17 protein-coding genes, 4 pseudogenes and 1 riboswitch are annotated in these 23087 nt (G+C 71.0%); of the genes and pseudogenes, 11 read left to right on the top strand and 10 right to left on the bottom strand.

What is annotated here, in order from left to right:
• Positions 1-118: 118 nt before the first annotated feature.
• A pseudogene (locus ABTX78_RS34895) lies at positions 119-343 on the top strand (IS5/IS1182 family transposase); the annotation flags it as partial.
• A gap of 143 nt (positions 344-486) precedes the next feature.
• Here ABTX78_RS34895 and ABTX78_RS34890 read toward each other — a convergent pair.
• The 7 genes and pseudogenes from ABTX78_RS34890 to ABTX78_RS34860 form a co-directional block, all read right to left on the bottom strand.
• Complete coding sequence (locus tag ABTX78_RS34890) at positions 487-1320, bottom strand: PIG-L family deacetylase (protein WP_352210786.1); 834 nt, start codon at positions 1318-1320, stop codon at positions 487-489.
• A 323-nt stretch (positions 1321-1643) separates the two neighbouring features.
• Positions 1644-2204, bottom strand: coding sequence for a DUF7676 family protein (locus ABTX78_RS34885; protein ID WP_352210785.1), 561 nt, complete (start codon positions 2202-2204; stop codon positions 1644-1646).
• A complete protein-coding gene (locus ABTX78_RS34880; RefSeq protein WP_352210784.1) occupies positions 2201-2920 on the bottom strand; it encodes a (2Fe-2S)-binding protein in 720 nt (239 codons plus the stop codon). Before ABTX78_RS34880 ends, ABTX78_RS34885 begins: the two co-directional genes overlap by 4 nt.
• Positions 2914-3987: an ABC transporter ATP-binding protein gene (locus tag ABTX78_RS34875; protein ID WP_352210783.1), complete on the bottom strand. Its 1074-nt coding sequence runs from the start codon at positions 3985-3987 to the stop codon at positions 2914-2916. Before ABTX78_RS34875 ends, ABTX78_RS34880 begins: the two co-directional genes overlap by 7 nt.
• On the bottom strand, positions 3984-5024 hold the full coding sequence (locus ABTX78_RS34870) for a FecCD family ABC transporter permease (protein ID WP_352210782.1): 1041 nt from the start codon (positions 5022-5024) through the stop codon (positions 3984-3986). The genes ABTX78_RS34875 and ABTX78_RS34870 overlap by 4 nt, the downstream gene beginning before the upstream one ends.
• Before the next feature lie 50 nt (positions 5025-5074).
• A complete protein-coding gene (locus ABTX78_RS34865) occupies positions 5075-6310 on the bottom strand; it encodes an ABC transporter substrate-binding protein (RefSeq protein ID WP_352210781.1) in 1236 nt (411 codons plus the stop codon).
• 226 nt (positions 6311-6536) lie between these two features.
• Positions 6537-6742, bottom strand: a riboswitch (cobalamin riboswitch).
• Between the two features lie 11 nt (positions 6743-6753).
• A pseudogene (locus ABTX78_RS34860) lies at positions 6754-7365 on the bottom strand (ABC transporter ATP-binding protein); the annotation flags it as partial.
• Positions 7366-7453: 88 nt separating this feature from the next.
• On the opposite strand from ABTX78_RS34860, the pseudogene ABTX78_RS34855 reads away from it, so the two are divergent.
• The 9 genes and pseudogenes from ABTX78_RS34855 to ABTX78_RS34815 form a co-directional block, all read left to right on the top strand.
• Positions 7454-8140, top strand: a pseudogene (locus ABTX78_RS34855) (ferric reductase-like transmembrane domain-containing protein); the annotation flags it as partial.
• A gap of 400 nt (positions 8141-8540) precedes the next feature.
• Entirely contained in the window at positions 8541-10277 is a 1737-nt protein-coding gene (locus ABTX78_RS34850) for an ABC transporter ATP-binding protein (RefSeq protein ID WP_352210780.1), read from the top strand.
• Positions 10274-12076 (top strand): ABC transporter ATP-binding protein, encoded by a 1803-nt coding sequence (locus ABTX78_RS34845; protein ID WP_352210779.1) that lies wholly within the window; start codon positions 10274-10276, stop codon positions 12074-12076. Before ABTX78_RS34850 ends, ABTX78_RS34845 begins: the two co-directional genes overlap by 4 nt.
• Positions 12073-12246 (top strand): hypothetical protein, encoded by a 174-nt coding sequence (locus ABTX78_RS34840; RefSeq protein WP_352210778.1) that lies wholly within the window; start codon positions 12073-12075, stop codon positions 12244-12246. The genes ABTX78_RS34845 and ABTX78_RS34840 overlap by 4 nt, the downstream gene beginning before the upstream one ends.
• Positions 12243-12983 carry a class I SAM-dependent methyltransferase gene (locus ABTX78_RS34835; protein WP_352210777.1) on the top strand — a complete coding sequence of 247 codons (741 nt, stop codon included), beginning with the start codon at positions 12243-12245 and terminating at the stop codon, positions 12981-12983. Before ABTX78_RS34840 ends, ABTX78_RS34835 begins: the two co-directional genes overlap by 4 nt.
• A 61-nt stretch (positions 12984-13044) precedes the next feature.
• Positions 13045-14643: an ABC transporter substrate-binding protein gene (locus tag ABTX78_RS34830; protein WP_352210776.1), complete on the top strand. Its 1599-nt coding sequence runs from the start codon at positions 13045-13047 to the stop codon at positions 14641-14643.
• Positions 14644-14702: 59 nt separating this feature from the next.
• Positions 14703-15638 (top strand): ABC transporter permease, encoded by a 936-nt coding sequence (locus tag ABTX78_RS34825; RefSeq protein ID WP_352210775.1) that lies wholly within the window; start codon positions 14703-14705, stop codon positions 15636-15638.
• Positions 15635-17590 carry a dipeptide/oligopeptide/nickel ABC transporter permease/ATP-binding protein gene (locus tag ABTX78_RS34820; RefSeq protein WP_352210774.1) on the top strand — a complete coding sequence of 652 codons (1956 nt, stop codon included), beginning with the start codon at positions 15635-15637 and terminating at the stop codon, positions 17588-17590. The genes ABTX78_RS34825 and ABTX78_RS34820 overlap by 4 nt, the downstream gene beginning before the upstream one ends.
• The gene (locus ABTX78_RS34815) at positions 17583-19385 is read left to right on the top strand and encodes an oligopeptide/dipeptide ABC transporter ATP-binding protein (RefSeq protein ID WP_352210773.1); all 1803 of its coding nucleotides are present in this window, start codon (positions 17583-17585) and stop codon (positions 19383-19385) included. Before ABTX78_RS34820 ends, ABTX78_RS34815 begins: the two co-directional genes overlap by 8 nt.
• Positions 19386-19596: 211 nt before the next feature.
• On the opposite strand, the gene ABTX78_RS34810 is transcribed toward ABTX78_RS34815, so the two are convergent.
• From ABTX78_RS34810 to ABTX78_RS34800, 3 genes and pseudogenes are all read right to left on the bottom strand, one after another.
• Complete coding sequence (locus ABTX78_RS34810) at positions 19597-20214, bottom strand: ATP-binding cassette domain-containing protein (protein ID WP_352210794.1); 618 nt, start codon at positions 20212-20214, stop codon at positions 19597-19599.
• Positions 20175-20327: pseudogene (gene rpmF, locus ABTX78_RS34805) on the bottom strand (50S ribosomal protein L32); the annotation flags it as partial. The pseudogene rpmF and the gene ABTX78_RS34810, both read right to left, overlap by 40 nt.
• An 84-nt stretch (positions 20328-20411) precedes the next feature.
• Positions 20412-20849 (bottom strand): hypothetical protein, encoded by a 438-nt coding sequence (locus ABTX78_RS34800; protein WP_352210772.1) that lies wholly within the window; start codon positions 20847-20849, stop codon positions 20412-20414.
• Between the two features lie 763 nt (positions 20850-21612).
• Between ABTX78_RS34800 and ABTX78_RS34795 the strand changes: the two genes are divergently transcribed.
• Positions 21613-22860 (top strand): cation:proton antiporter, encoded by a 1248-nt coding sequence (locus ABTX78_RS34795; RefSeq protein WP_352210793.1) that lies wholly within the window; start codon positions 21613-21615, stop codon positions 22858-22860.
• Positions 22861-23087: the final 227 nt, after the last annotated feature.

Raw genomic sequence — 23087 nt, 5'->3', positions numbered from 1 at the left:
ACAGACCCCGCCAGAGTGCTCCCCCCTTGCCTCGGCGCGGCCCCTCAGCTCTTCAGCGGCTCCCACCGCTAGAACACGCACGCCCTTCACCCCGGTGAGGACGTACCGTCCCGACAACCACCTGCGGCGATGGTTATCCGGCCGAGGCATTCGGCACCGCATCGCCCGCAAGGGCATCGAGACCTCGCAACGCCTCGGCCCCCACTGCTGGACCATCGAACGCACCATGGCTTGGCTCGCTGGATGCCGACGTCTGCACCGCCGCTACGAACGCAAGACCGACCACTTCCTCGCCTTCACCAGCATCGCCTGCACCCTGATCTGCTACCGAACACTCAAATGAGATGACGTCTAAAAGTGGCTCTGGCAAGATTTTCGTAGCCGGAGATCATTTCTGTGGCACGGTCGGCCGGTCGGCATAGCGTCGGCGGAGGTGGGCGATCAGGACGGCGTCGATGGTTTCCCCGACCCGGTCGGATGGGTGGATCAGCGAAGTCCGGCGAAGAGATCGTTCTCGGGTACGGCCGCTCCGGTGGCGTCCTGGACACGTACGAAGGTCTCCATGCCCATCAACTCGCCGAACCTCTCCTTGCCCATCTTGAGGAAGAAGATGTTCTCGCCCTGACTGGCGTGCGCGGCCAGCGCGTCGAACTTCTGACCACTGAACGCGGTGGTGTCCACCCACGTGGTGATCTCATCGTCGGGGAGGCCGATCTCGGCCATCGCGGCGGCCTCGGCAGGATCCGGCTCCGGCATGTCCGGATCAAACTCGCGCATGATCTCCCCGAACCGCTGCATCCCCGAGCGGGGCATCGTGGTCCAGTACACCTTTGGCGTCAGCGCGGCCATCTCCAGCGCCGCCATCGTGATGCGGTGGGCCTGGATGTGATCGGGATGGCCGTAGAAGCCGTTCTCGTCGTAGGTGACGACCACATCAGGTCGGTAGTGCCGCATGAGTTCCGCGAGTCGGGCCGCGCCTTCCTCCACGGGGGTCTGCCAGAAGGATCCGGGCGCATCGTTGCTCGGCCAGCCCATCATCCCGGAGTCGGCATAGTCCAGCATCTCCAGATCGCTAACCTTCAGGACGTCACAGCTCGCCTCAAGTTCTTGACGACGCATCACGGCGACCGCCGCCGGATCGTGCCCGGGATCGCCCGGCTTGACACCCCCCGGTCCGTCACCGCAACCGCCGTCGGTACACGTCACGAGAACCGTGTGGATGCCTTCCGCCGCGTATCGGGCGAGGACCCCTCCGGTTCCGGTGGCCTCGTCGTCGGGGTGGGCGTGTACCGCCATGAGCGTCAAGGGCCGGTTAGCCATAAAACCATCCTCCTGCAGAAATACGTCTTGGTCCGACTGCGCGGCGGGCGTACCGCGATCCTGGGGCGCGGAGCCTGGTGGGGCGGACGACCTTGTGGTCTCTCCGTGTTCCCCGCCAGTGCGGCGCTGGTCCCTCGGCCGATGTAACAGTGCCGGCCGGACCGGCTGTTCCCGGCGCGGCCGTTTGGCCTTCCAGGCGTCGGCGTTTCAGCGCGAACGAGGTACAGGCGCTCCCTGCATTGTCCTGTCGCACTGCGTCTGGTGTGTGGCGGGCCTCGTTCGCGAGAGATGGAGGGAGCGGCGCCGCGGGGTGTCGGCTGCGGTCAACCGCTGTGCTTGAAGCCCTTGCCCGTGCGGTCCAGCGGGTCGGCGGGCAGCGAGAGGAAGCGGGCCCGCAATGCGTCCCACGCGTTGAGGCGGGTGAAGTCGGGGGTGTCGAGGATGTCCTGGCGGTCGGTGAGGAACGGGTTGGGCAGCAGGATGGTCATCATCTGCTCGTCGCGGCCGTTGAATAGGCGGATTCCCCAGCTGACGGGTGAGCCGTCGGGGCCGATGCTGCGGTAGAGCTCGGCGCGCGAGCAGCGGCGGATGCGGCCGAGTTCGGGGCCGGAGGCGGTGTGCTCGCCGATGCACAGGTGGAAGTGCCAGGCGCCGAAGTCGATGGTGGCGTAGCCGTCGTTCATGGTGATGGCGGTGGGGGCGTTCGGGGCGCCGACCTCCCAGGCGGCGCCTTCGATGATGGGGCCGAAGTGGATGTGCTGCCAGTGGTCGGTGAAGACGGTGGTGACGAGGTCGAGGAGGGTGGCCTCGTCGACCGGGAGGGGCCAGACGTGCTGGATGGCGCCGCCGGGGGTTTCGACGACTGTCGGCTCGGTGGTGGTCATGCGGTCTTCTCCTTGGGGTTGAGGACGCAGTCGCCGCAGGTGGCCGCGCCCGGCACGCGGTAGTACAGGCAGCAGCTGCGGCGTCGGAAGGCGAGCGGCCCGGCGGGGCCGACGTGGTATGTGCCGGTGCCCGCCAGCGGAGGTCGGTCCAGCAGCGCGCGGACGAGCGGTACGGCGGGGAGGATCGGGGCTGGCGCTCTGGCCAGCAGGACGCGATGGGCTCCGATCAGCGCCGAGGCGGCGTTGCCGCGCAGGGTGTGCGGGGATACGCGCGACACGCGCCGTACGGCGTCGGCCCAGGGGGCCAGGTTCTGGACGGCGACGGTGCGAAGCAGGGCCGGGAGCGGTTCCTGGTCGACCTCTCTGAGGTCGGGGAGCCACAGGTCGAGGGGGCCGGAGGCGGGCAGGCGCCACCAGAGTCGGTCGGGCGCCAGGTCGGGGACGCGGCCGGTGAGCGCGGCGCAGGCGAGGGCGATCGACCAGAGCCGGGAGGCGGTGCCCAGGTGCAGGGTGGAGGCCGCCACTCTGCGCTGGTCGATGCCCAGCTGCCCGGAGACGGCTCCTACGCAGTCCTCCAGCGTGTCGGGGTCCTCGTACAGGTCGGTCAGCGGCCGGAAGCCCTCTGCTTCGGGGCGCGGGCCAGTGGCCACGGCGAAGTAGGGGCCGATGGTGGAGATCCGAGCCAGGGCGTCGGGGGTGAGCGTCGCCGTCACCATGTCCGCACCGTCCGTGTGAGCGTGTGGAAGCCTTGGACGTGGACGGTCTGCCCGTCCGGTCCGGTGAGGGCGAGCCGGTCGGCGCCGTCCCAGCGCACCTGCCTGCCGGTGGCTGGGTTTTCCCGGTCGGCGACGGCCAGCCCTTCCCGAGCGAGGGCGCGTTCGATGAGGGGGAGCACATCGGCCGGCGCGTCCACCGCCACGTGGGCGTGTGGGGTGCGGCGCAGGCCGAAGGTGCCGGACGCCGGGTCGAAGGCGAGGTGGTCGGCGTCGAAGGCGGCGGCGACCACGCCGCTGCGGATCAGGTCCTCGGGCGCACCGGCGTGGACGTGGGAGTTACGGTCGACCAGCCAGACCGCGTCGGCCACCCGCAGGGCCAGTTCCAGGTCGTGCGTACTGACCACGACCGTCAGGCCCTTGTCCCGGGCGAGGTCGCGCAGCAGCACGGTGAGCGCCACCCGTGAGGGGACGTCGAGGAAGGCGGTCGGCTCGTCGAGGAGGACGACCTCGGGTTCCTGGGCGAGGGCGCGGGCGGTCAGGACGCGTTGGCGTTCTCCGTCGGAGAGCTCGGCGGCCGGCCGGTTCGCCAGATGCCCCGCGCCCACTGCCCGCAGGGACCACTCGACGACAGCGTGATCGACCACGGTGAGGCGGCCGGTGAACCCGGTGTGCGGGTGGCGGCCGAGCCCGGCCAGTTCCCGTACGGACAGCAGCCCGGGGTCCACCCGGTCGGTCAGGACGACCGCCAGTTGCCGAGCGAGCGAGGTCGGCGATGCCTGCACCAGGTCGATTCCGCCGATCCGGATCCGGCCGTCGAGCGGCGGGAGCAGTCCGCACAGAGTCCTCAGGAGCGTGGACTTGCCCGCGCCGTTGGGGCCGAGCAGGACGGTCAGTTCGCCGGCCCGTGCTTCGAGGTCGAGCCCCGCGAGCACGGCCTGCTCAGCTCCACGCCCGCGTCGCGACGCGCGGGTGCGGTAGCCGACGGCGAGCCCTTGTGCGACCAGGCCGCCGGAGCGGACCGGCCCGCCGGTCGTGTCCGTGGCGGGCTCGGTCATGGTGTCGGTCACGAGGCCACTCCTTGTACGCCGCGACGGCTGCGGATCAGGAACGCGATGACGACGGGGGCGCCGAACAGCGAGGTGATGGCGTTCAGCGGCAGCACGGAGTCGGTGCCGGGCGGCTGGCTCAGCAGCGCGCACGCCAGCGCCAGGAACGCCCCGGCGAGCATGGAAGCCGGGACGAGCGCCCGGTGGTCCGAGGTCCCCAGCGCCACCCGCGTCAGATGGGGGACCGCCAGGCCGAGGAAGGCGATGGGCCCGCAGAACGCGGTGGCCGCGCCCGCGAGGAGAGCCGTGCCGAACAGTGCCAGGTCGCGGCTGCGCCGTACGTTCAGGCCCATGGTGCGGGCGTAGTCCTCCCCGAGCAGCAGGGCGTTGAGGCGTTTGGCGGTCAGCAGGGCGGTCAGCAGTCCGGCGCCGATGACGGGCAGCATGACCTGGAGGTCGGGCCAGGTGGTGGCGCCGAAGCTGCCCATGCCCCACATGACGAACTGCTGGGCGCGTTCGGGCCGGGCGTAGACGAGCATCACGCCGACCACGGCGGTGGCCGCCGAGCCGATCATGACGCCGATGACGAGGAGGGTGACGGCCGACCGCACCCATCGCGACAGGAGGAGGACGAGGGCGAGTACGGCGGCGGCGCCGAGCGAGGCGGCCAGCACGATGCCCACCCGTCCCAGCCCGGCCAGGTCTCCGGTGAAGCTCCCGGCCACCCCGCCCGTGCCGACGACCACGGCGGCGACACCCATGCTGGCGCCCGAACTCACGCCCAGGGAGAACGGGTCGGCCAGCGCGTTGCGGAACAGGGTCTGCATCTGTACGCCGGCCACCGCGAGCGCGGCGCCGACGGCGGCGGCGGTCAGCGCACGCGGCAGCCGGACCTGCTCGACGATCACCGTCCAGCGCGGATCCTCGGCGGCGCCGCCGAACAGGACCCGCACCACCTCCGCGACCGGCACCGGATGGGAACCGGTCGCGAGGGCGAGGACGAACAGCACGGCGGTCCCGGCCGCCAGGGCGAGGACGACGACGAGGCGCCGCCGCACGGGCCGCGGGGTGTCGACTACCGGGGCCGACGTGTTTGCCTGATGAGTCGTCACGCCGTGGGCACCGGCTGGTAGAAGGTGAAGGTGTGCCACTTCGCCTGCTCTGGGTGCATCAGCGCGAACAGGTCTGCCAGGACCAGGTCCGGGCGCAGCACGCCGCGCTCGAAGTAGTCGTTGCCGCCGCCGGGACCGAGCGCCTTCTGGTTCGTCCACACCGCTCCGCCGGAGACGGCCTTCAACTGCCCGTACCGGCTGTCGGCCTTCACGGCGTCGGCGGTGGACTTCCACTGCTGGTCGGCGATCCAGATCAGGGCCTGGCCGCCCTTGGCGTACACGGCCTCGAAGTTCAGCTGGAGGCCACCGGTGCCCACCTCGCCGGCCCACGGGAAGGTGCCGCCCGCGTCCTTGATCAGCTGGGCGGCGTAGCTTCCGCCGGCGGGCATGGACCACGTGCCCTGGTACATCGTGCCGGGCAGGACCTCGACGGGCTTGCCCGCCTTGGCCGCCTGCGCGCCCTTCTCGGCGACCTTGCGGTAGTCGCCCTCGATGGCTTCGAACACCTCGCCGGCACGCTTCTCCGCCCCGGTGAGCGCGGCCATTGCCTTGACCCACTCGGCGCGCCCGAGCGGACTGGCCTCCAGCCACTCGGCGTTGGCGACCACGGCGACGCCCGCCTGACGCAGCTTCGGGTACTGCGGGTCGTCGGTGCCCTGGGTCATGAGTACGTCCGGCTTGGCGCCGATGACCGCCTCGGCGTCGAGGGTGTGGTCCTTGGCGTACTCGGTGACCTTGCCCGCCTTCACCCGCTCGAGCACCTCGGCGGACGAGATGGCCGTGGCGCTCGCGACACCGGTCAGCACGTCCAGGGTGCCGGTCTCGGTCAGCAGCGGCAGGTGGGTCGTCGAGGCGGAGTACAGGCTCTTGACGGGTACGGTGACCTGCTGCGCGGACGCCAGATCACCCGTCAGCTTCGGCTTCGGCGCACCGCACTTGACCAGCACGTACGACTCGGGCTTGCCCTTGGGGAAGGGCTCCTTGACGGTGAGGACCTGATAGCTCTTCTCGTACCGCAGCGTGAAGTTCTCGGCGTGCTTCACCGTCGACTTGACCGGGAAGTAGTCCTTGGCCGGGTCGAAGCCCGCGATGCAGCCCTCACCCTGAGCCTGGGCCTGGGTGTTGGTGGTCGTGCCGGCGTCGCCACCGCATGCGGTGAGTGTGAGGGCGACGGCGAGGAAGGCCGCCGCGGCGGCCTGACGGCGCCCGGGCATGACGGATCGTACGGACAAGGTGACTCCTGGTGGCGTGCGTGGGCAGCGCGTACCGGCGTTCCGGCGCGCGGATGCGGCGTACGGGGAAGGAACCGCTGAGGGAGGAGACCGTCAGGACCTGGGGGAACGAACCCCTGCGTCAAGCCGGACAGGAAGGCCCGGACGGGCCAAGGGCGGCGCCAGGCCGACCCCGCACATACGCAGGCACACGAGTGCCACCGCCTCTCCTGGGGAAATCCGCCCCGTACATCGAGGTGCGACGGCGTGAGTCTCCTGACTCGGGATCACGGCTTCTCCGGCCTTCCCACCCCGCACGGGGCGGTGGCCATGGGTGGAGTCGCTCCCCCTACACAGTGGCGGTACCGTGCCGGAATCTCACCGGCTTCCTCGTTCCGCCGTCGCTTGTCGGACGGAAGCATCGCAGAAGGAGCCGTCGCCCGGCCAGACCCTCCTCTGTGCGTTCAGCCACACGAGGTGGGGGTGCGGCACTCCCTGGGGAGGAAGGTCACCTGCGGTGCGCCCGTGCGCGGATGGATGGAGACCTCGCTCGTGACGCCGCAACCTCGGCGAGCAGTTCGGGCGTGAGGATGTCGGCGGGCGGGCCCGAGGCGGTGCCCTTGGCGTCGCTCTGCACGTACAGGCGGTCGCAGTAGTACGCGGCGAGGTTGAGGTCGTGCAGGGCTACCACGACGGTCGCGGGCAGCTGACGCAGGGTGCCGAGGACGTTCAACTGGTGGCGGACGTCAAGGTGGTTGGTCGGTTCGTCCAGGACGAGGAGGGACGGCTGCTGGGCGAGGGCACGGGCGATGAGGACGCGTTGGCGTTCCGCGCCGGAGAGCCGGTCGAAGGGGCGGTGGGCCAGGCCGGTGGCATCGACCGCGTCGAGGGCCGACTCGATCAGGTCGGCGTCCTCGGGGGTGTTGCCGTCGAGCAGCTGTTTGTGTGTGTGGGGGTGCGGCCCATGGCGACGACCTCGCGTACGGAGAGGTCGAAGCCTGCGCCCGATTCCTGGACGACCGCCGCCACCGTCCTGGTGAGCCGGCGTACGGGCAGGTCCACGCGTCGGTGCCCTCGGTATCACCGGGCCACCTCGGTCACACTGGTTCCTCCGACCACACGCGCGCACCGCCCATCAATATCCCGTGCCCCGGAAGGCCCAGGATGCTGTCAGGGACGACGCCGGGGGACGACGACACCACGGCGCCGCCCGCCCGCGACAGGAGTCCGGCCAACCGCGTCGTCCTGCGTGCCGGCCTGCGGGCACCGCTGCCCGACGCGACCTCGGCGGTCGCGGTCATGCCGTTCATGGACGGCCCCGGAATGTACTGGATGTACCTGCTCAGCTAGGCGTTCGGCTGGTCGGGCCTGCTCTGGGCGTGGGGCACGGTCAGGCTCGGGCTACTGCTGTCGGGGCCGGGTCCCGCCCGGTTGCCGGTTCCCCGGCAGCTCCTGGAGCGCTGGCACCGCACCACGAGCCTGACCACGATGGCCCTGATGTTCGCGCAGGCGTTGATGTTCGAGGCGGAACTCGTGCGCTATGAGGCCGGGCTGGCGTGGGTCGAATGGCTGCGGGCGGGCTTCGCCGACGCGTTCGTGCCCGGCCGGTACGACTCCGGCACCGGCCGCATCGCCATCCCCCTCGGCCAGGGCGCCCTCTGTCTGGCCGTTCCGCTCGGCCTGCTGTTCTACTTCCGTCACCGCATCGGTGCGAACGCCTGGCGCTGGCTGCATTGCTCCGTCATCGTCGTGTACGTGCTGAGCGTGTGGCACACCCTGCTGTACGGCACCAATGTCTGGTACGGCGAGTGGCCTCGCACCGTGATGTGGCTGCTGCAACTTCCGATCGCTTGTGGGCAGCAGCGGTTCCGTCGGGAAGGGCGGGGGAGTGGTCCACCCGCTGGCGAAGCCGACCACGTCCCGGCCGACGAAGGCCGGCGCTGCGGCGAAGCCGGGGCGCCGCGCGTCACGGGCGAGGCGCTCGGCGAACTCAGCCGACCTCTCCTGGCCCTCGTTCCATGGTGGTGCGCAGAAGGCGTCTACGTAGACCGAGCGCAGCGCGTCGGTGTGGCGGAGTACATCGGCGCGGCCGTTGACAGGCCAGATGGAATGACAACCATTTCGTTTAATGTCCTCAAAGCCTTGACGGCGCCACACCGGTGGACTACTTATTGCGAAGAGGTTGCAATAAGCCTCCGTCCGGGACCGAGCGTCCCATAGTGCCGGCCCATTCGGGCGGAGAGGATCTTTCGTGCGATCGGCGGTTGGCCTTTTCCTGTCCTTCTCGCGGCGCGCCCGGGTCGAAGTCGCCGGGCTGGTCGTCCTGCTTCTGCTCGTCACCGCCACCTACATCGGGCAGGGGCTGCTGATCGCGAGGTTGCTGGCGAACGTGCTCGGCGGCGCCTCAGTGGGCGAGCTGGCGGGTCCGGTGGTCGGGATCGTGGCGCTGCAGCTCGCCCGGATCGCCGTGATCGTGCTCCGTGACAGCTGGGCGCCCCGCGTTTCTGGCCGGGTGAAGGAAGCGGTGCGGCAGCGGCTCACGGCGAAGTTGATCGAGATCGGGCCGGGTCAGGCTCAGCAACTGCGGGCCGGAGACCTGCAGTCCACCGTTGTCGACTCGGTGGAGCTGCTCGATCCCCTGGTCGGCCGTTTCGTGCCGTCGGTGTACGCATCCATGCTCGGAGCCGGCGCGGCATCGGCATGCATCATGGTGATCGATCCGCTGGTCGGTGTCATCGTGCTGGTGTGCGCCCTGCTGGCGCCGCTGTCCGAGCTGGTCGGCGCGCGGTGGGTCAAGGATCGCGGTGATCGCTGGATGCGGTCCTACCGCGGCCTGTACGCCGAGAACCTCGACGCCGTGCAGGGCATGGCGACGCTCAAGGCGTTCAACGCCAGCGGGCGCCGCGGACGGGAGCTGGCCGGCCGGGCCGATGATTTCTGCGTGGACTCGATCCGGCTCATGTGGTCCTGGGCCGCCTCCTCCAGCGTCGCGCAGCTGCTGGTGCCGATCGGTACCACCGCGGCGGTCGCGCTCGGCGCCTGGCACGCGGCCCGGGGTTCGATCAGCGTGGCTGGGCTCTTCGTCATTCTCATGCTCACCCGGGAGACGTTCCGGCCGATGCACGACCTGGAGGCGGCCTACCACGCCGCGTACTCCGCGATCCCGGCGAGCGTCGGCGTAGCGGAGCTGCTGCGGCTCGAGCCGAACGTGACCGACTCGGCCACGGCGGCCCCCGGGCTCACCGAGGACCCGCCGGGCCTGACCTTCTCGGACGTCTCCTTCACCTATCCGACGCGACGCGCCCCGGCCCTGCGGAACTTCAGCCTCACAGTGGCACCGGGTGAGCGGCTGGCGGTCGTCGGCCGTTCCGGCGCGGGCAAGAGCACTCTGATCGCGCTGCTGATGCGCTACTTCGACCCCGACGACGGGTCGATCCGGGTCGGCGGGCGGGACATCCGCGAACTGCCGCTGGCACAGCTGCGCGCGCTCGTCGGCGTCGTGTCCCAGGACACGTACCTCTTCCACGGCACCGTCCGGGACAACCTGCTGCTGGCCAAGCCGGACGCGCGGCCGGAGGAACTGGACCGGGTGACGGCGGCGGCCCGTGCCGACAGCTTCATTGGCGCGCTGCCGCAGGGCTACGACACCGTGATCGGTGAACGCGGGCTGAAACTGTCCGGCGGCGAACGGCAACGGCTGGCGATCGCACGTGCGCTGCTCAAGGACGCGCCGGTCCTGGTTCTCGACGAGCCGACGTCCAGCGTGGACGCCGCGAACGAGGCCGAGATCACCCAGGCGCTGACCGAGCTGACGCGTGGCCGGACGAGCGTCGTCATCGCGCACCGGCTGTCCACGGTCCGTGACGCCGACCGGATCGTGGTGATGGACGGCGGCCTCGTGGTCGAGGCGGGCAGCCACGCCGCCCTGCTCGGCTCAGCTGGTGCGTACGCCGAGCTCGTCGCCACTCAGACAGGAGCGACGCGATGACCGCTGTCACCCACGACCACCGGCACGACACCGCAGGTGAGGATCGCGCGAGGCCGCGGTCGTTGAGTTCCCGGCTGCGGGTGCTCATGCCGCTGCTCGGGGAGCACCGGAGGCTGATCGCCGTCGCCTATCTCGCCGGCGCGGTGCACCAGTTGCTCGCCCTCGGTTCGGCCGGGATCGGCGCCTACGTGGTCGCGCTCGCGGCGACCGGGACCTCGGCCGGGGAACTCACCGGGTGGATCGCGCTGTTGGCGGCGCTCATCGTGCCGCTCGCCTTCTTCAACGTGGCCGACAGCGTGTTCGCCCATGTCGCTGCCTTCCGTGCCCTGGCCGACACCCGCGGCAAGGTGTACGCCGCCTTCGAGCGGCTTTCCCCCGGGTACATGCTCGAACGCCGGTCCGGTGACCTGGGATCGGCGGCGATTGCCGACGTGGAGCAGATCGAGCTCTTCTTCGCGCACACGCTGAGCCCGCTCGCGGTGGCCACCACGATCCCGGTGGCGACCACGGTGGCGCTGGGCAGCTTCCACTGGTCACTGGCGGCGGCGTTGGTACCGGTACTGCTGGTGCTCGCCTCGGTGCCGGCCTGGCTGCGCCGCCGGGCCGAGACGCAGGGCCGGGAACTGCGCGAGTCACTCGGACGGATCGGCGCCGACAGCGCCGACACCTTCCAGGGCCTGCGTGAGCTGGTGAACTTCGGTGGCCGGGAGCAGCGGCTGGAGCTGCTGCGCCGGGAGGGCTCGCGGCTCGTGGCGGCGAAGGCGCGGCACGGCCGGCGGTCCGGCGTCGAGTACTCCGCGACGGACACCATCGCCCTGGTCGGCATCCTCGTGGTACTGCTGCTCGGCGCCCGCCTGGTGGCCCAGGGCGAACTGGCCGTCACCGCTTTCCCTGTCGCCGTCGTGCTGGCCGCGATGTCGATGATGCCCGTGCTCAAGGTGACCGAGGTCGCCCGGGAGCTGTCGGTGGTGGCCGCTGCCGCGGAACGCATCGTCACGTTGATCGAGCAGCCTCCCCCGGTGACCGATCTGGTCGGCGCCGCGCCCGCTGGTCCGATCACGCCGGCAGTGCGCTTCGACGGGGTCGGCTTCGCCTACCGCGAGGACCTGCGGCCCGCCGTCGAGGACGTCTCCTTCGAGATCCGCCCCGGCGAGACCGTGGCGCTGGTCGGGCACTCCGGGGCCGGCAAGTCCACCTGCGCCAACTTGCTGCTGCGTTTCTGGGACGTGGCCGCTGGCTCGATCACGATCGGCGGCCACGACGTGCGCGACTTCCCGGCCGAGGACTTGCGTCGGCTGATGACTCTGGTGCCGCAGGACACGTTTCTGTTCAACACGTCCCTGCTGGAGAACATCCGGCTCGGCCGTGCGGACGCCACCGACGTGGAGGTCGAGACGGCCGCCCGGGCCGCCCAGGTGCACCAGTTCATCGTCGAGCTGCCGCACGGCTACGACACAGTGGCCGGGGAGCTCGGCGCCAGGATGTCCGGCGGGCAGCGGCAGCGCATCGCGATCGCTCGCGCGCTGCTCAAGGACGCGCCGATCCTCGTCATGGACGAGGCGGTGTCCAACCTCGACGCCGCAAGTGAGCAGGCCGTCACCGCGGCGATGAACAGCGCGAGGCAGGGGCGCACCACGCTGGTCATCGCGCATCGGCTGTCCACCATCCGCACCGCTGACCGGATCGTCGTCTTGGACCGGGGCCGGGTCGCCGAGACCGGCACCCACGCCGAGCTGGTCGCCGCCGACGGCCGCTACGTCAACCTGCTCGCCGCCCAGCTCGACGAGGAATCAGTGTGACCGCGGTCGCCAGCCCTCCCGCGCGAACTCCGTCGTGCGAGACATCGACGGCGTACCGGCCCGTCGCGCGGGACCGGACCCTCCCGCTGGACATCGCCCACATCAAGCACGGGCTGCCGGCCGTCGGCGGCCCGGAGCAGGTCGCCGAGGAACTGGAGCAGCTGGAATGACCGACTCCGACGTGCAGAAAAGAATCACGTCGTACTGGAGCGGCCACGGCCCCGACTACGACGCGCACCCGACGAGCCGGCTGCACATGGGCGAGGCCGCACAGCGCTGGCAGCAGGTCTGGGCCTCGGCGCTGCCCCAGGCACCGGCCGACGTGCTCGACGTCGGCACCGGCACCGGCCAGGTCGCGGTCCACCTGTGGCAGCTGGGTCACCGGGTCACCGGGGTCGATCTCGCCGAGGGAATGCTGGACCTCGCCCGGGCCAAGGCCGCGGAGTTGGACGACCCGCCGGTCTTCCGGGTCGGGGATGCCGTGCGCCCGCCGTTGCCCGCCGCCTCGTTCGACGCCGTCACAGCGCGGTACTTGCTGTGGACGCTGCGCGAACCGGTGCAGGCGCTGCGGAACTGGCGCGAGCTGCTGCGGCCCGGTGGGCATCTCGCCGTCGTCGACGGGCTGTGGTTCGCGAACGGGATCGACACATCCCGGGACACGCCGGACGAGGCCGTGTTCCGCTCCGCCTACCAGCCCCATGTGGTGCAGGCGCTGACGCTCGCGGAGTCCGCGGATCGGCAGGACTTCGCCATGGCGGTCCGCGACGCGGGCTTCGTCGACGTGCGGATCCGTGACCTGTCGCAGATCCGGGCCGCGGAGTTGGAGCTTTCCCGCGATCCTGCGGTGGGCCACCGAGTGGACCCCCGGATGCAGTTCCTCATCACCGCGCGGCGGGCGCCGTCATGAGGAATTCACGACGCCCTGCCGCGAGTACGCCCGCCGACGTCCGCACAATTGGAGAATCCACGTGAGCCCTTTCCGCCGCCGCCCCCGGGTCGGTCGGTTCCGGTCGCTGACGGCCGGTCTCACCGCGACCGCCGCCGTGCTCGCCCTCGCCGCCTGCGAAGTCGGCGAGCCGGTGGCGGGCGCGCCGAAGGCAGGAGGGACTCTGCGCATCGGCCTGGCCTCCGAGTCCGGGGCACTGGACCCGCACACGTTCAGCGCCAACTTCCTTGTCCTCGACGGCGTTTTCGATGCGCTTGTCGGTTATGGACCCAACGGGAAGCTGCGACCCGAGCTGGCCGAGTCCTGGACCGTGGCTCCGGACGGCAAGTCGGTCGAGTTCGACCTGCGCGACGGCGTGACCTTCCATGACGGGACCGCGTTCGACGCCGAGGCGGTCAAGTGGAACTTCGACCGCTGGGTCGGCAAGAAGGACTTCTCCTTCTTCCGTGCCTCCAAGGTGATCACCGGTGTCCAGGCGATCGACCCGGACACCGTCAAACTGAACCTCTCCGAGCCGTACGACCCGCTGTTGCAGGAGCTGTCGATCGCCCGTCCGGTGCGCTTCCTCAGCCCTGCCTCGGCCGGTGCTGACGGGAAGTTCTCCGCACCGGTGGGCACCGGGCCGTGGAAGTTCGTCTCCAACACCGCGACCGGTGCGGTCCTGCAACGAAACGACGCGTACTGGGGCGGGAAGCCGCTGTTGGACCGCCTGGAGTTCAAGGTCATCCCGGACTCCCAGGCACGCCTGGCCGCGTTGCGCAACGGTGAACTGGATGTCATCGGCGGCTCCTATCTGGCCCCGATCACCCCGGTCGAGGCGAAGTCGTTGAGCAAGGGCGGTGCCGGAGCGCGGCTTCTCACCGGAAAGCCCGACGTCACGGTCATGCTCGGGTTCAACCCGAAGGGCCCGGCCGGGGACAAGGCTGTCCGTGAGGCGGTGGCCAAGGCGCTCGACCGCAAGGCCCTCATCAAGGCGCTCTACCTCGGCTACGGCGAGCCGGCGTCGCGCTTCTTCCCGCCCGCCGTCCCCGACTCCGGCGCCGACCAGACCTTCACCTTCGACAAGGCCGCCGCCGAGGCGGCGCTCGACGCCGCCGGGTACGTCCGATCCGGCGACACCCGCAGCAAGGACGGCAAGCCGCTGCGTCTGCGGTTCCTGGTGTCCGCCAACGCCAACGGCATGCAGGACGCCCGCGGCAGCGCCGAAGCGGTGGCCGGGGCACTGAAGGAGGTCGGGATCGCTACCGACATCGTCTTCGTCGACGACACGGCCTACTACGACGACAAGGCGGCCGGCAAGTGGGACATCGCGTTCTTCGAGACCTACGGTGCCCCGTACGACCCGTCCAGCACGGCGGTCGCCTTCCTCGCCGAGGGAGCCGAGTCACCGGTGTTCGCCACCGGCGCCTACGATCGGCTGGTCGACGCCGCGCTGTTCGCCCGCGAGCCCAAGGACCGCAAGGCCAAGTACCAGGCTCTCTACGACGCCCTGTACGCGGACGCCGGTTACGTGCCGATCGCCTACCGCACGCGACTGTGGGCCGTGCGTGACACCGTGACCGGGTTCGCCATCCCGACCACCGAGTACGACCTCGAGCTCAATGGCGTCGGCCTGAGGTGAGCGTGTCCGCATCGACCGGTCCGGGACGTGTGGTACGCGCGCCCAGGACTGGCGCCACGGTGGCGGGGTTCCTGTGGCGCCGCGCGGCGGGTCTCGTCACGGTCCTGCTCGCCCTGTCGGTGATGACGTTCGCCATGGCCCAGCTCGCCCCCGGCGACCCGGCCCGGGCCCTGGCCGTGGACCGGATCGGGGCCGGCGCCACCGCCGCGGACATCGAGGCGGTACGCGCCGAGCTCGGACTGGACGGCCCGGTTGCCGAGCAGTACCTCCGGTTCCTCGGCAACGCGCTCACCGGAGATCTCGGCGAGTCGTACCGGACCGGGCAGCCGGTGACCGCCGAGCTGGCCGGCCGAGTGCCCGTCACCCTCGGACTGGCCTCGCTCGGCGGTGGCCTCGGCGTGGCCCTCGGTCTGGCCCTCGGCCTCGCGTCGGTACGCGCCCGCGGACGGTTCGTACGGGGGGTGCTGCGTACGGTCGGTCTCACCGCCTCCGCGGTGCCACCCTTCTGGCTCGGCTACCTGCTGGTGCTCTACCTCGCGTTGACGCTCGGCCTCGTACCCACCGGCGGCATGGCCGGACCGCGCACATGGTTCCTGCCCATGGTCGTCCTCGCTCTTCCGGTGGCAGGGGTGCTCAGCCGGGTTGTCGCGGTCACTGTGGCCGACGCGCTGGCCGCACCCCACATCCAGGCCGCCGTCGCGCGCGGTGCCTCGCCGCGCCGGATCCTGCTGCGGGAGGCATTGCCGAACGCAGCCGGCCCGGTGCTGACCGTGGCCGGGTTCACCGTCGCCGGGCTGTTCGTCGGCACCGTCATCGTCGAGCAGATCTTCGGCTGGCCGGGGGTCGGGAACTACTTCGCCCAGGCCGTCGCCGCGCGGGACCTGCCCGCCCTGCAAGGCGGCGTCGCCTACTTCGGGTTCGCCATCGTGGCCGCCAACGCCGCCGCCGATGCGCTGCACGGCCTTGTCGACCCGCGAGTCCGGAGCGTCCGGTGATCAGACGTCAGCGTGGAGCCGTTACGGCCCTGTCCGGTCGCCGTCGGCGCACGACGGTCGCGGCCCTACCCCTGGTCGGATTCGTCCTGCTCGGCCTGAGCGCGCCCTGGCTGATGCCGTACGATCCCACCGCCAACGACCTGGCCGCCACACTGCAGGCCCCCGGGGGAGAACACCTGCTCGGCACCGACCAGCTCGGTCGCGACCAGCTCTCGCGGCTTCTGCAGGCGGCCCGGATCTCCCTGACGGTCACGGCTGCCGTGCTGCTGCTCTCGATCGCCCTCGGCGTGGTCCTCGGTGTCACGGCCGGTTACGTGGGCCGCTCCATCGACCGGGTGTTGGTCGGGCTGGTCGACGTCACGATGGCCGTCCCCGGTCTGCTGGTCGCGTTGGCCGTCATCGGTGTCCGAGGCCCGGGCACGGAGAACATCGTGCTGGCCCTCGCCCTCACCGGGTGGGCACCCTACGCGCGGATCGCTCGCGCCCAGGTCCGCAGCGCTCGCAGCGGGGTGCATCTGGACGCGCTGCGTGTGCTCGGTGCGCCCCGCCGCCGGATCGTCGGGCGGCACCTGCTCCCGGCCACCATCGGCCCCTGCCTCGTCTACGCCAGCACCGACCTCGGGACCATCGTGCTGGCCGTGGCGTCGTTGAGCTTCCTCGGCCTCGGTGTCCCACCACCCGACGCGGAATGGGGGGCGATGCTCGTCGAGGCACGGCCGTTCCTGGACTCCGCGTGGTGGCTGGCCTATCCGCCCGGGATCGCCATCACCGCGGTCGTGTTGGCGGCGAACCTGCTGGGTGAGGACCTCACGACCGGTGACCGGGCACGGCCGTCGGCGTTCTTCGTCGGCCGACGGGCCCCGCGCCGCCGTCCGAAGTCGGCCGGCCCATCCGTGAATGCCCCCGCCCCGGCCGGGCCTGCCGCGGACCGCGCGGAGTCCGCAGGTGAGAGCGCGGTCTTCGAGGTCCAGGCACTGAATGTCTCCTACGGCGATCGGCGGGTCGTGGCCGACGTGAGCCTGCGCCTGGCGCCCGGGGAGATCCTGGCGCTGGTGGGGGAGAGCGGAAGCGGCAAATCGAGCTCGGCGCTGGGGCCGCTGGGCCTGCTCGGCGCGTCGGCGCAGGTGAGCGGCTCGGCTCTGCTGCGGACCGCAGCCGGCACCCTCGACCTGATCGGGGCGCCGGAGACAGCCCTGCGGCAGATCTACGGGCGGGAGATCGGCGTCGTCTTCCAGGACAGCCTGGCTGCCCTGAACCCGCTGCGTACTGTCGGTACATCGCTCGATCAGGCCATCCGGTTGTCCGGCTTCGCGACGGACCGGGCCGCGGTTCGACTCTGGCGCGCCTCCCTGTTGCACGCCGTCGGGCTGCCCGCCGCCGCGCCGTGCTATCCGCACCAACTCTCCGGAGGCATGCGCCAGCGGGTCCAACTCGCCATCGCGGTGGCCGGCGGACCGCGCCTGCTCATCGCCGACGAACCCACTTCCGCCCTGGACGTCACCGCGCAGGCGGACATCCTCGACCTGCTGCGGCGCCACCGCGACGGGACCGGAGCCGCCATCCTGCTGGTGACCCACGACCTCGGGGTCGTCGCCGAGATCGCCGACACCGTCGCCGTCGCCTACGCGGGTCGGATCGTCGAGCACGGGCCGGCCCACCGGGTGCTCACCAGGCCGGACCACCCCTACACCCAGGGTCTGCTGGCCGCCGTGCCCGACCTCGCCGTCGCGCCCGGAACGCCGTTCGTGACCTTGCCCGGCGTGCCCGGGGCCGGACCGGACAACGTCGCGGGGTGCTCCTTCGGGCCGCGTTGCCACCTCGTCCAAGCCCGCTGCGCCGCCGAGGTGCCCGAACTGGACCCGGTGGGTGAGACCCATTGGTCTCGCTGTGTGCGCCACCCCTCGGCCCAGGTGGCCGTCCAACCCCGGCCCCGCGGAGGCGCCCGTGCTTGAGATCGACGCATTGACGGTCGGCTACCCCGGCCGGGGCGGACCGGGCGGGCCGGTGCTGACCGACGTGTCGTTGCGGGTCGAGCGGGGCGAGATCCTCGCCCTGGTGGGGGAGTCCGGGTGCGGCAAGTCGACGCTGGCCCGGACCGCGGTCGGCCTGCTGAAACCGGATCGCGGTGTCGTGCGGGTCGCAGGGGCGGACGTGCACCGGGCGCGGGGGCGTGCGGCGCGCGGCGTGCGGCGCCGGTGCCAGATGGTCTTCCAGGACGCCGGGCTCTCGCTGAGCCCGCGTCTGAGCGTCCATGAGGCGATCCGCGAACCGCTGCGGATCCACAAGGCCGGCAGCCGTGCCGAGCAGCAGGCCCGTGTCGAGTACCTCCTGCACACCGTCGGGCTGGGGCCGGAACTCGCCGACCGGCGCCCATGGCAACTGTCCGGTGGACAACGTCAGCGCGTCGCCATCGCGCGCGCCCTCGCTCTCGAACCAGACGTGCTGATCTGCGACGAGCCCGTCACGGCGCTCGACGTCTCCATCCAGGCCGGGGTACTCAACCTGCTGTCCGAACTGCGGGACCGGCTCGGGCTGGCGTGCCTGTTCATCGCCCATGACCTGGCCGTCGTTCAGCGGCTGGCCGACCGCCTCGCGGTCATGCACGGCGGCCGGATCGTGGAACAGGCCGCCAGCGCGGCGTTCGCCGTGGCACCGCTGCACCCGTACACCAGAACACTTCTCGCCGCGGCACCAGCGCTGAACTCCCCTCATCGCCGACGACCGGTCGTGGACTCGGCGATCCGCCCGCTGCCCTCGCCGGCCTCCCAGGACGGGTGCGGCTTCCGCGCCCGCTGCCCGGACCGCGTCGCGGCCTGCGAGACCAGACCGCCTCTGATCCCGCTGGCAGCCCCGCAGCCCCGCCCGGCCGCCCACGCCGGCCACTACGTGGCCTGCCATCTGCCCGGCTCAGGCCGCCCATCGTCTGATCATCACGGCAACCCGGAGGAATCCATGACCGACACCGCCGAACACACCGACACCTGGACCGACCTGCTCACCCGCTGGGACCGGCAGCAGGACCTCTACATCGAACAACGCGAGCGCCGCTTCGACGTCATGTTCGACTTCCTCGGCGAACTCGCCCCAGGACCCGCCCCCGCCGTGCTCGACCTCGCCTGCGGCCCCGGCGCGATCAGCGACCGGCTGCTGCGCCGGTATCCCGAGGGCCGCGCCGTCGCCGTCGATGTCGACCCGGTGCTACTGACCATTGGGCAGGGCGCGTGCGGCGACCACGGCGGCCGGCTGCGCTGGATCCGGACCGACCTGCGAACCCCCGACTGGGTCACCGCCCTCGACGAGGACGGCAAGCCGGGCACCTTCGACGCGGTCCTGTCCAGCACCGCGTTGCACTGGCTGGGCCCGCCGGAGCTGGTCGCGGTGTACCGCGCCGCCGCGACCCTGCTCAAGCCCGGTGGCGTGCTGATCAACGCCGACTACCTCCCGGCCGGCCCGCGGAACAAGCGGATCAGGGGGGCCTCCGTCGCCGTCAGCGCCCGCCGGCAGTCAGCCGCGCTCACCCGCGGCGCCGAGGACTGGGAGACCTGGTGGAGGAGCGCGGAGTCCGTGCCCGCCTTGGGCGAGGCTGTCGACGCCCGACGCCGGATCTGGCCGGAGGGCGCCAAGGACGAGTGGGCCGCCCCAGGCATCGACTATCACGAGGCCGCGCTCCGCGAGGCAGGCTTCGCCGAGGTCGATGTCGTGTGGCAGGACCTCGAGGAGCGGGTGCTGATTGCGCTGATGCCGTGACGGCTGAGCCGCTCACGCCGGCTTTGCCGGAGAGTCGTGGCCGAGCACGTCGCCAGAGGGCGCCGCGCGCCTACGGAACAGATCGCGGCGGGCTGACCGGCTCAAGGCGAAGAGTGCGACCACGGTTGCGAAGTGGTACCGGCAGCAGAAGGCCATCACGCAGACGACTGTCGAGGACGACGTGATCCGCACATCGTGACGAGTACGGCGGTCATGATGTGCGTCGGCCCGCGTTGGGGGCCATGGGTTCCTTCCGGGGGCCGAGGGTGGGGGCGGCGTGCAGCAGTTGATGGATGAGGGGATGCGGGGCCGCGGGGTGGAGCACCTCGGCAACTGGTTCGCCGGTGCGGATCCGGCCGTCGTGGATCGGAGTGACGTGGTCCGCGGCAGCGGCGACGACGCCGAGGTCGTGGGTGATGAACAGCAGGCTGAGGTCCAGGTCGCGTCGCAGGTCGGTGAGCAGGGTCAGAACGGTGGCCTGGACCGACACGTCCAATGCGGACGTGATCTCCTCGCACACCAGGACGGCCGGGTTGCCGGCCAGGGCGCGCGCGATCGCGACGCGTTGCTGCTCACCCTCTGACAGGTTCGCCGGGTACCGGTCGGCGACCCCGGCGGGCAGCCGGACGCTGTCCAGCAGCTCCGCCACCCGGCGGGCCACCGTGCTCCGTCCGCAGGTGCCGTGGAAACGGACCACGCGGGCCAGCTCGGCGACCACGGTGCGGTGCGGGTTGAGGGAATCGCTGGGGGACTGGCCCACGCTGTGGACGCGTTGCCGGTGTTCCGGTGTACGTCGGCCGACCGTCGGGGCCGGTTCGGTGTCGTGCAGGCCGGCGATGCAGCGGCCCAGGGTGGTCTTGCCCGAGCCGGAGATCCCGACCACCACTGGGCGCGGCGGTGGCGGGTGTTGCTGCGGGACATCTTCCGCTTGGGAACGGCCATGGAGTCCTCCGGGACGAGCCGATTGGGGCTGGGGAGCGGGAGTAGGGGCCGCGCGAGCGTGCGCGACTTTCCCGTGGGTAGTGCTCAGTTCAACTCCAGCTCGGCCACGGGATCCGCTGCCAGAGCCGTGGCGGTCGACTCGGGGTCGAGCGCGTCCGCCGCGTAGTGCACGCCGGGTTTCACGCGGCCGGCGAGGACGTGTTGTGCCGCGGTGGCAGCGAGAAAGCCGCTGAGTTCGTAGGAGTCCTCGGCGCGGAGGGTGAGGGTGGGCGGGCCGTCGTCGGTCGCGTTCCACAGGCGGAACTCCTGCCCGTACCAGGAGCCGTGGCGGCGTACGTGCTCGTCCGCGGCGCGGACCAGTTCGGTGGTGTCCGTGGTGTCCGTGGTGTCCAGGGCCCAGGCCATGGCGAGCTCTTCGGCGGGGCGGGTGCCTCCGAAGACGGTGTACCAGTGAAGTCGGCGGATGCCCGCGGTCCCGGCGAGGCGGGCGGCCTCGGTGGGTAGGTAGGGGAAGGCGGTCACCGGTCGGGGGAAGGCCGGGAACCGCAGGTCGCGTCGGGGTTCCAGCGCACCGTCGCGTATCGCGCCGTCCTCCCAGGCCGCGGAAGGGGTTGCCGTGCTCGGGGCCCCGGGCGAGGAGGACGCATCCCGCGACAGCGGGGGTGAGTGCTGCCACTCCGCCCACGTACCCCTCCCAGCGGACCGGCCCCGCCGCCGGTGCCAGCAGGACGCGGGGCAGGAGTCCCGAAAGGCCCGGCAGTGATCCGGCGGAGATCACCGCGGTGAGGTCCGCGGTCGTCCACGCGTCGACTTCGCCGCTGGCCGCGGTCAGCCGGACGTGGAGCGGGTCGTCGCCCGCCGCGTCGACGTAGTCCACGTCGTGGCTCAGGGCCGCCCGGGCCACGGTGTCCAGGACGCTGTAGGACGGGCCCGCGCAGTTGACGACGAGTCGGCAGCGGCAGAGGAACGAGTCCAGGGAAGTTGACCCGCTACGGGCTCAACGGCCCGAGACATCGGGTGAACACTCAGGTTTGCCCACAGCACGTTCGTTTCGGTCGTCAGCATGGCGTTGGCAACGACGGGTCGCAGCATCACAGCGGACGCTCACCGCTACACCGGCGGGCGGGGGCATCATGCCGGGGCCCGGCAGCGTCGGACGCAGGGGGCTGCCTGTCAGCAACCTGTAAAGGGGGCGTCAGGGGAACGTAAAGTCCGGCCCGGAGTGCCGGGAAGTCTGGTCGGCGGTCAAGGAACGGTTGTCGTCGTCGATGTGGGGTTGGTTTACGTGGTGCTCGTCGCGGTCTTCGGTGCTGCCCTGCTCGTCGCGGTTCTGCTCTCCGGGCTCGCGGCCAGGACCGTGCTGTCCACCTCCTTCCTCTTCCTCGTCGGTGGCGCGCTTGTCAGCGACGGGTTCCTGGGGTTGATCCACATCACGCCGGACAGCGAGATCGTGGCGGTCACGGCCGATCTGGCGCTGTTCGCGGTGCTGTTCACCGACGGCATGCACGTGTCTTTCCCGAAGTTGAAGGAGAACTGGAAGAACCCGGCCCGAGCCTCGGGCCTTGGCATGCCGCTGGCTTTCCTCGGCATGGCACTGATCACGCACTACCTGGTCGGCCTGGACTGGACGACGTCCTTCCTCGTCGGCGCCGTCCTGGCGCCGACCGACCCGGTGTTCGCCTCGGCGATCGTGGGCCGCAAGGAAGTACCCGCCAAACTGCGGCAGTTGCTGAACGTCGAGAGCGGCATCAACGACGGGCTCGCGCTCCCGGTGGTGCTGCTCCTCATCGCCGCCGCCGGCCCCTCCAGCGGCCACGCGGAGGCTTCGTTCGGGAAGATCTCGCTGGAGCTGGGGCTCGGGCTTGCCTTTGGCGTGGGATTGCCGCTGCTGGTCAACGGGCTCGTGCGGTTCAGGCTGCTGGGAGCTGAGCCCAAGCTGCAGCCCTTGCTCCCTCTTGCCACCGGGATCATCTTGTACGGTGCATGCCACCTGACGCACGCCAACCCCTACCTGGCCGCCTTCTCCGCGGGCGCCGTCCTCACCGCCGTGTCCCCGGAGGCGAAGGCGGCCTTCGAGCCGCTGGGCGAGGCGCTGTCGGAGCTGGCGAAGTTCGCCGCACTACTTGTCTTCGGTGCGCTGTTGACGCCGCAGCTCTTTGGCGACCTGACCTTCGGCGGATACGTGGTGGTGTTCTTGGCGATCGTCCTGATCCGCCCGGCGTCCATGCTTATCTCGCTCATCGGCACCCGGTTCGACCGCCGCGAGAAGTTGGTCGCCGCGTGGTTTGGCCCGAAGGGCTTCGCCTCCGTGGTGTACGGACTGCTGGTGCTCCAGGCCGGCATCCCGCAGGGCGAGCAGGCTTACACGCTCATCGCTGTCTGCATCGCCTTCTCAATCATCGCCCACAGCAGTACCGACGTGCCCATTGCGAGGATCTTCGACGTCGAGGACCTCGCTGGCATCGCCGAGCCGCAGAGCGTCTCTGTCTCGGCGGGCGGGAACACGCAGGACGTACGTGACCGTCAGGCTTGAGGACGGCGTACACCCCCTGTGGCTGGGCCTCGGCACGTCTGACGGAGGCCGGTGCGGTGGTCGCCGGATGCGAGGATGGTGCGGATGACGATCTCCGATGCCGTGTACGCCGCCATGGGGGTGGGTGCCCTTGCCGCCGCCGTGCTGCCGCGGCTGGTGTTCCGTAGACCACTGTCGATGCCGATGGTGTTCCTGGCCGCGGGGACGGCCGTCGCGCTTCTGCCGCT

The organism is Streptomyces sp. NPDC096193 (assembly GCF_040302905.1).
In the GTDB taxonomy this organism is placed as follows: Bacteria; Actinomycetota; Actinomycetes; order Streptomycetales; family Streptomycetaceae; genus Streptomyces.
Note: the sequence above shows the minus strand (reverse complement) of the source record. Positions and strands in the feature narration are given on the sequence as shown.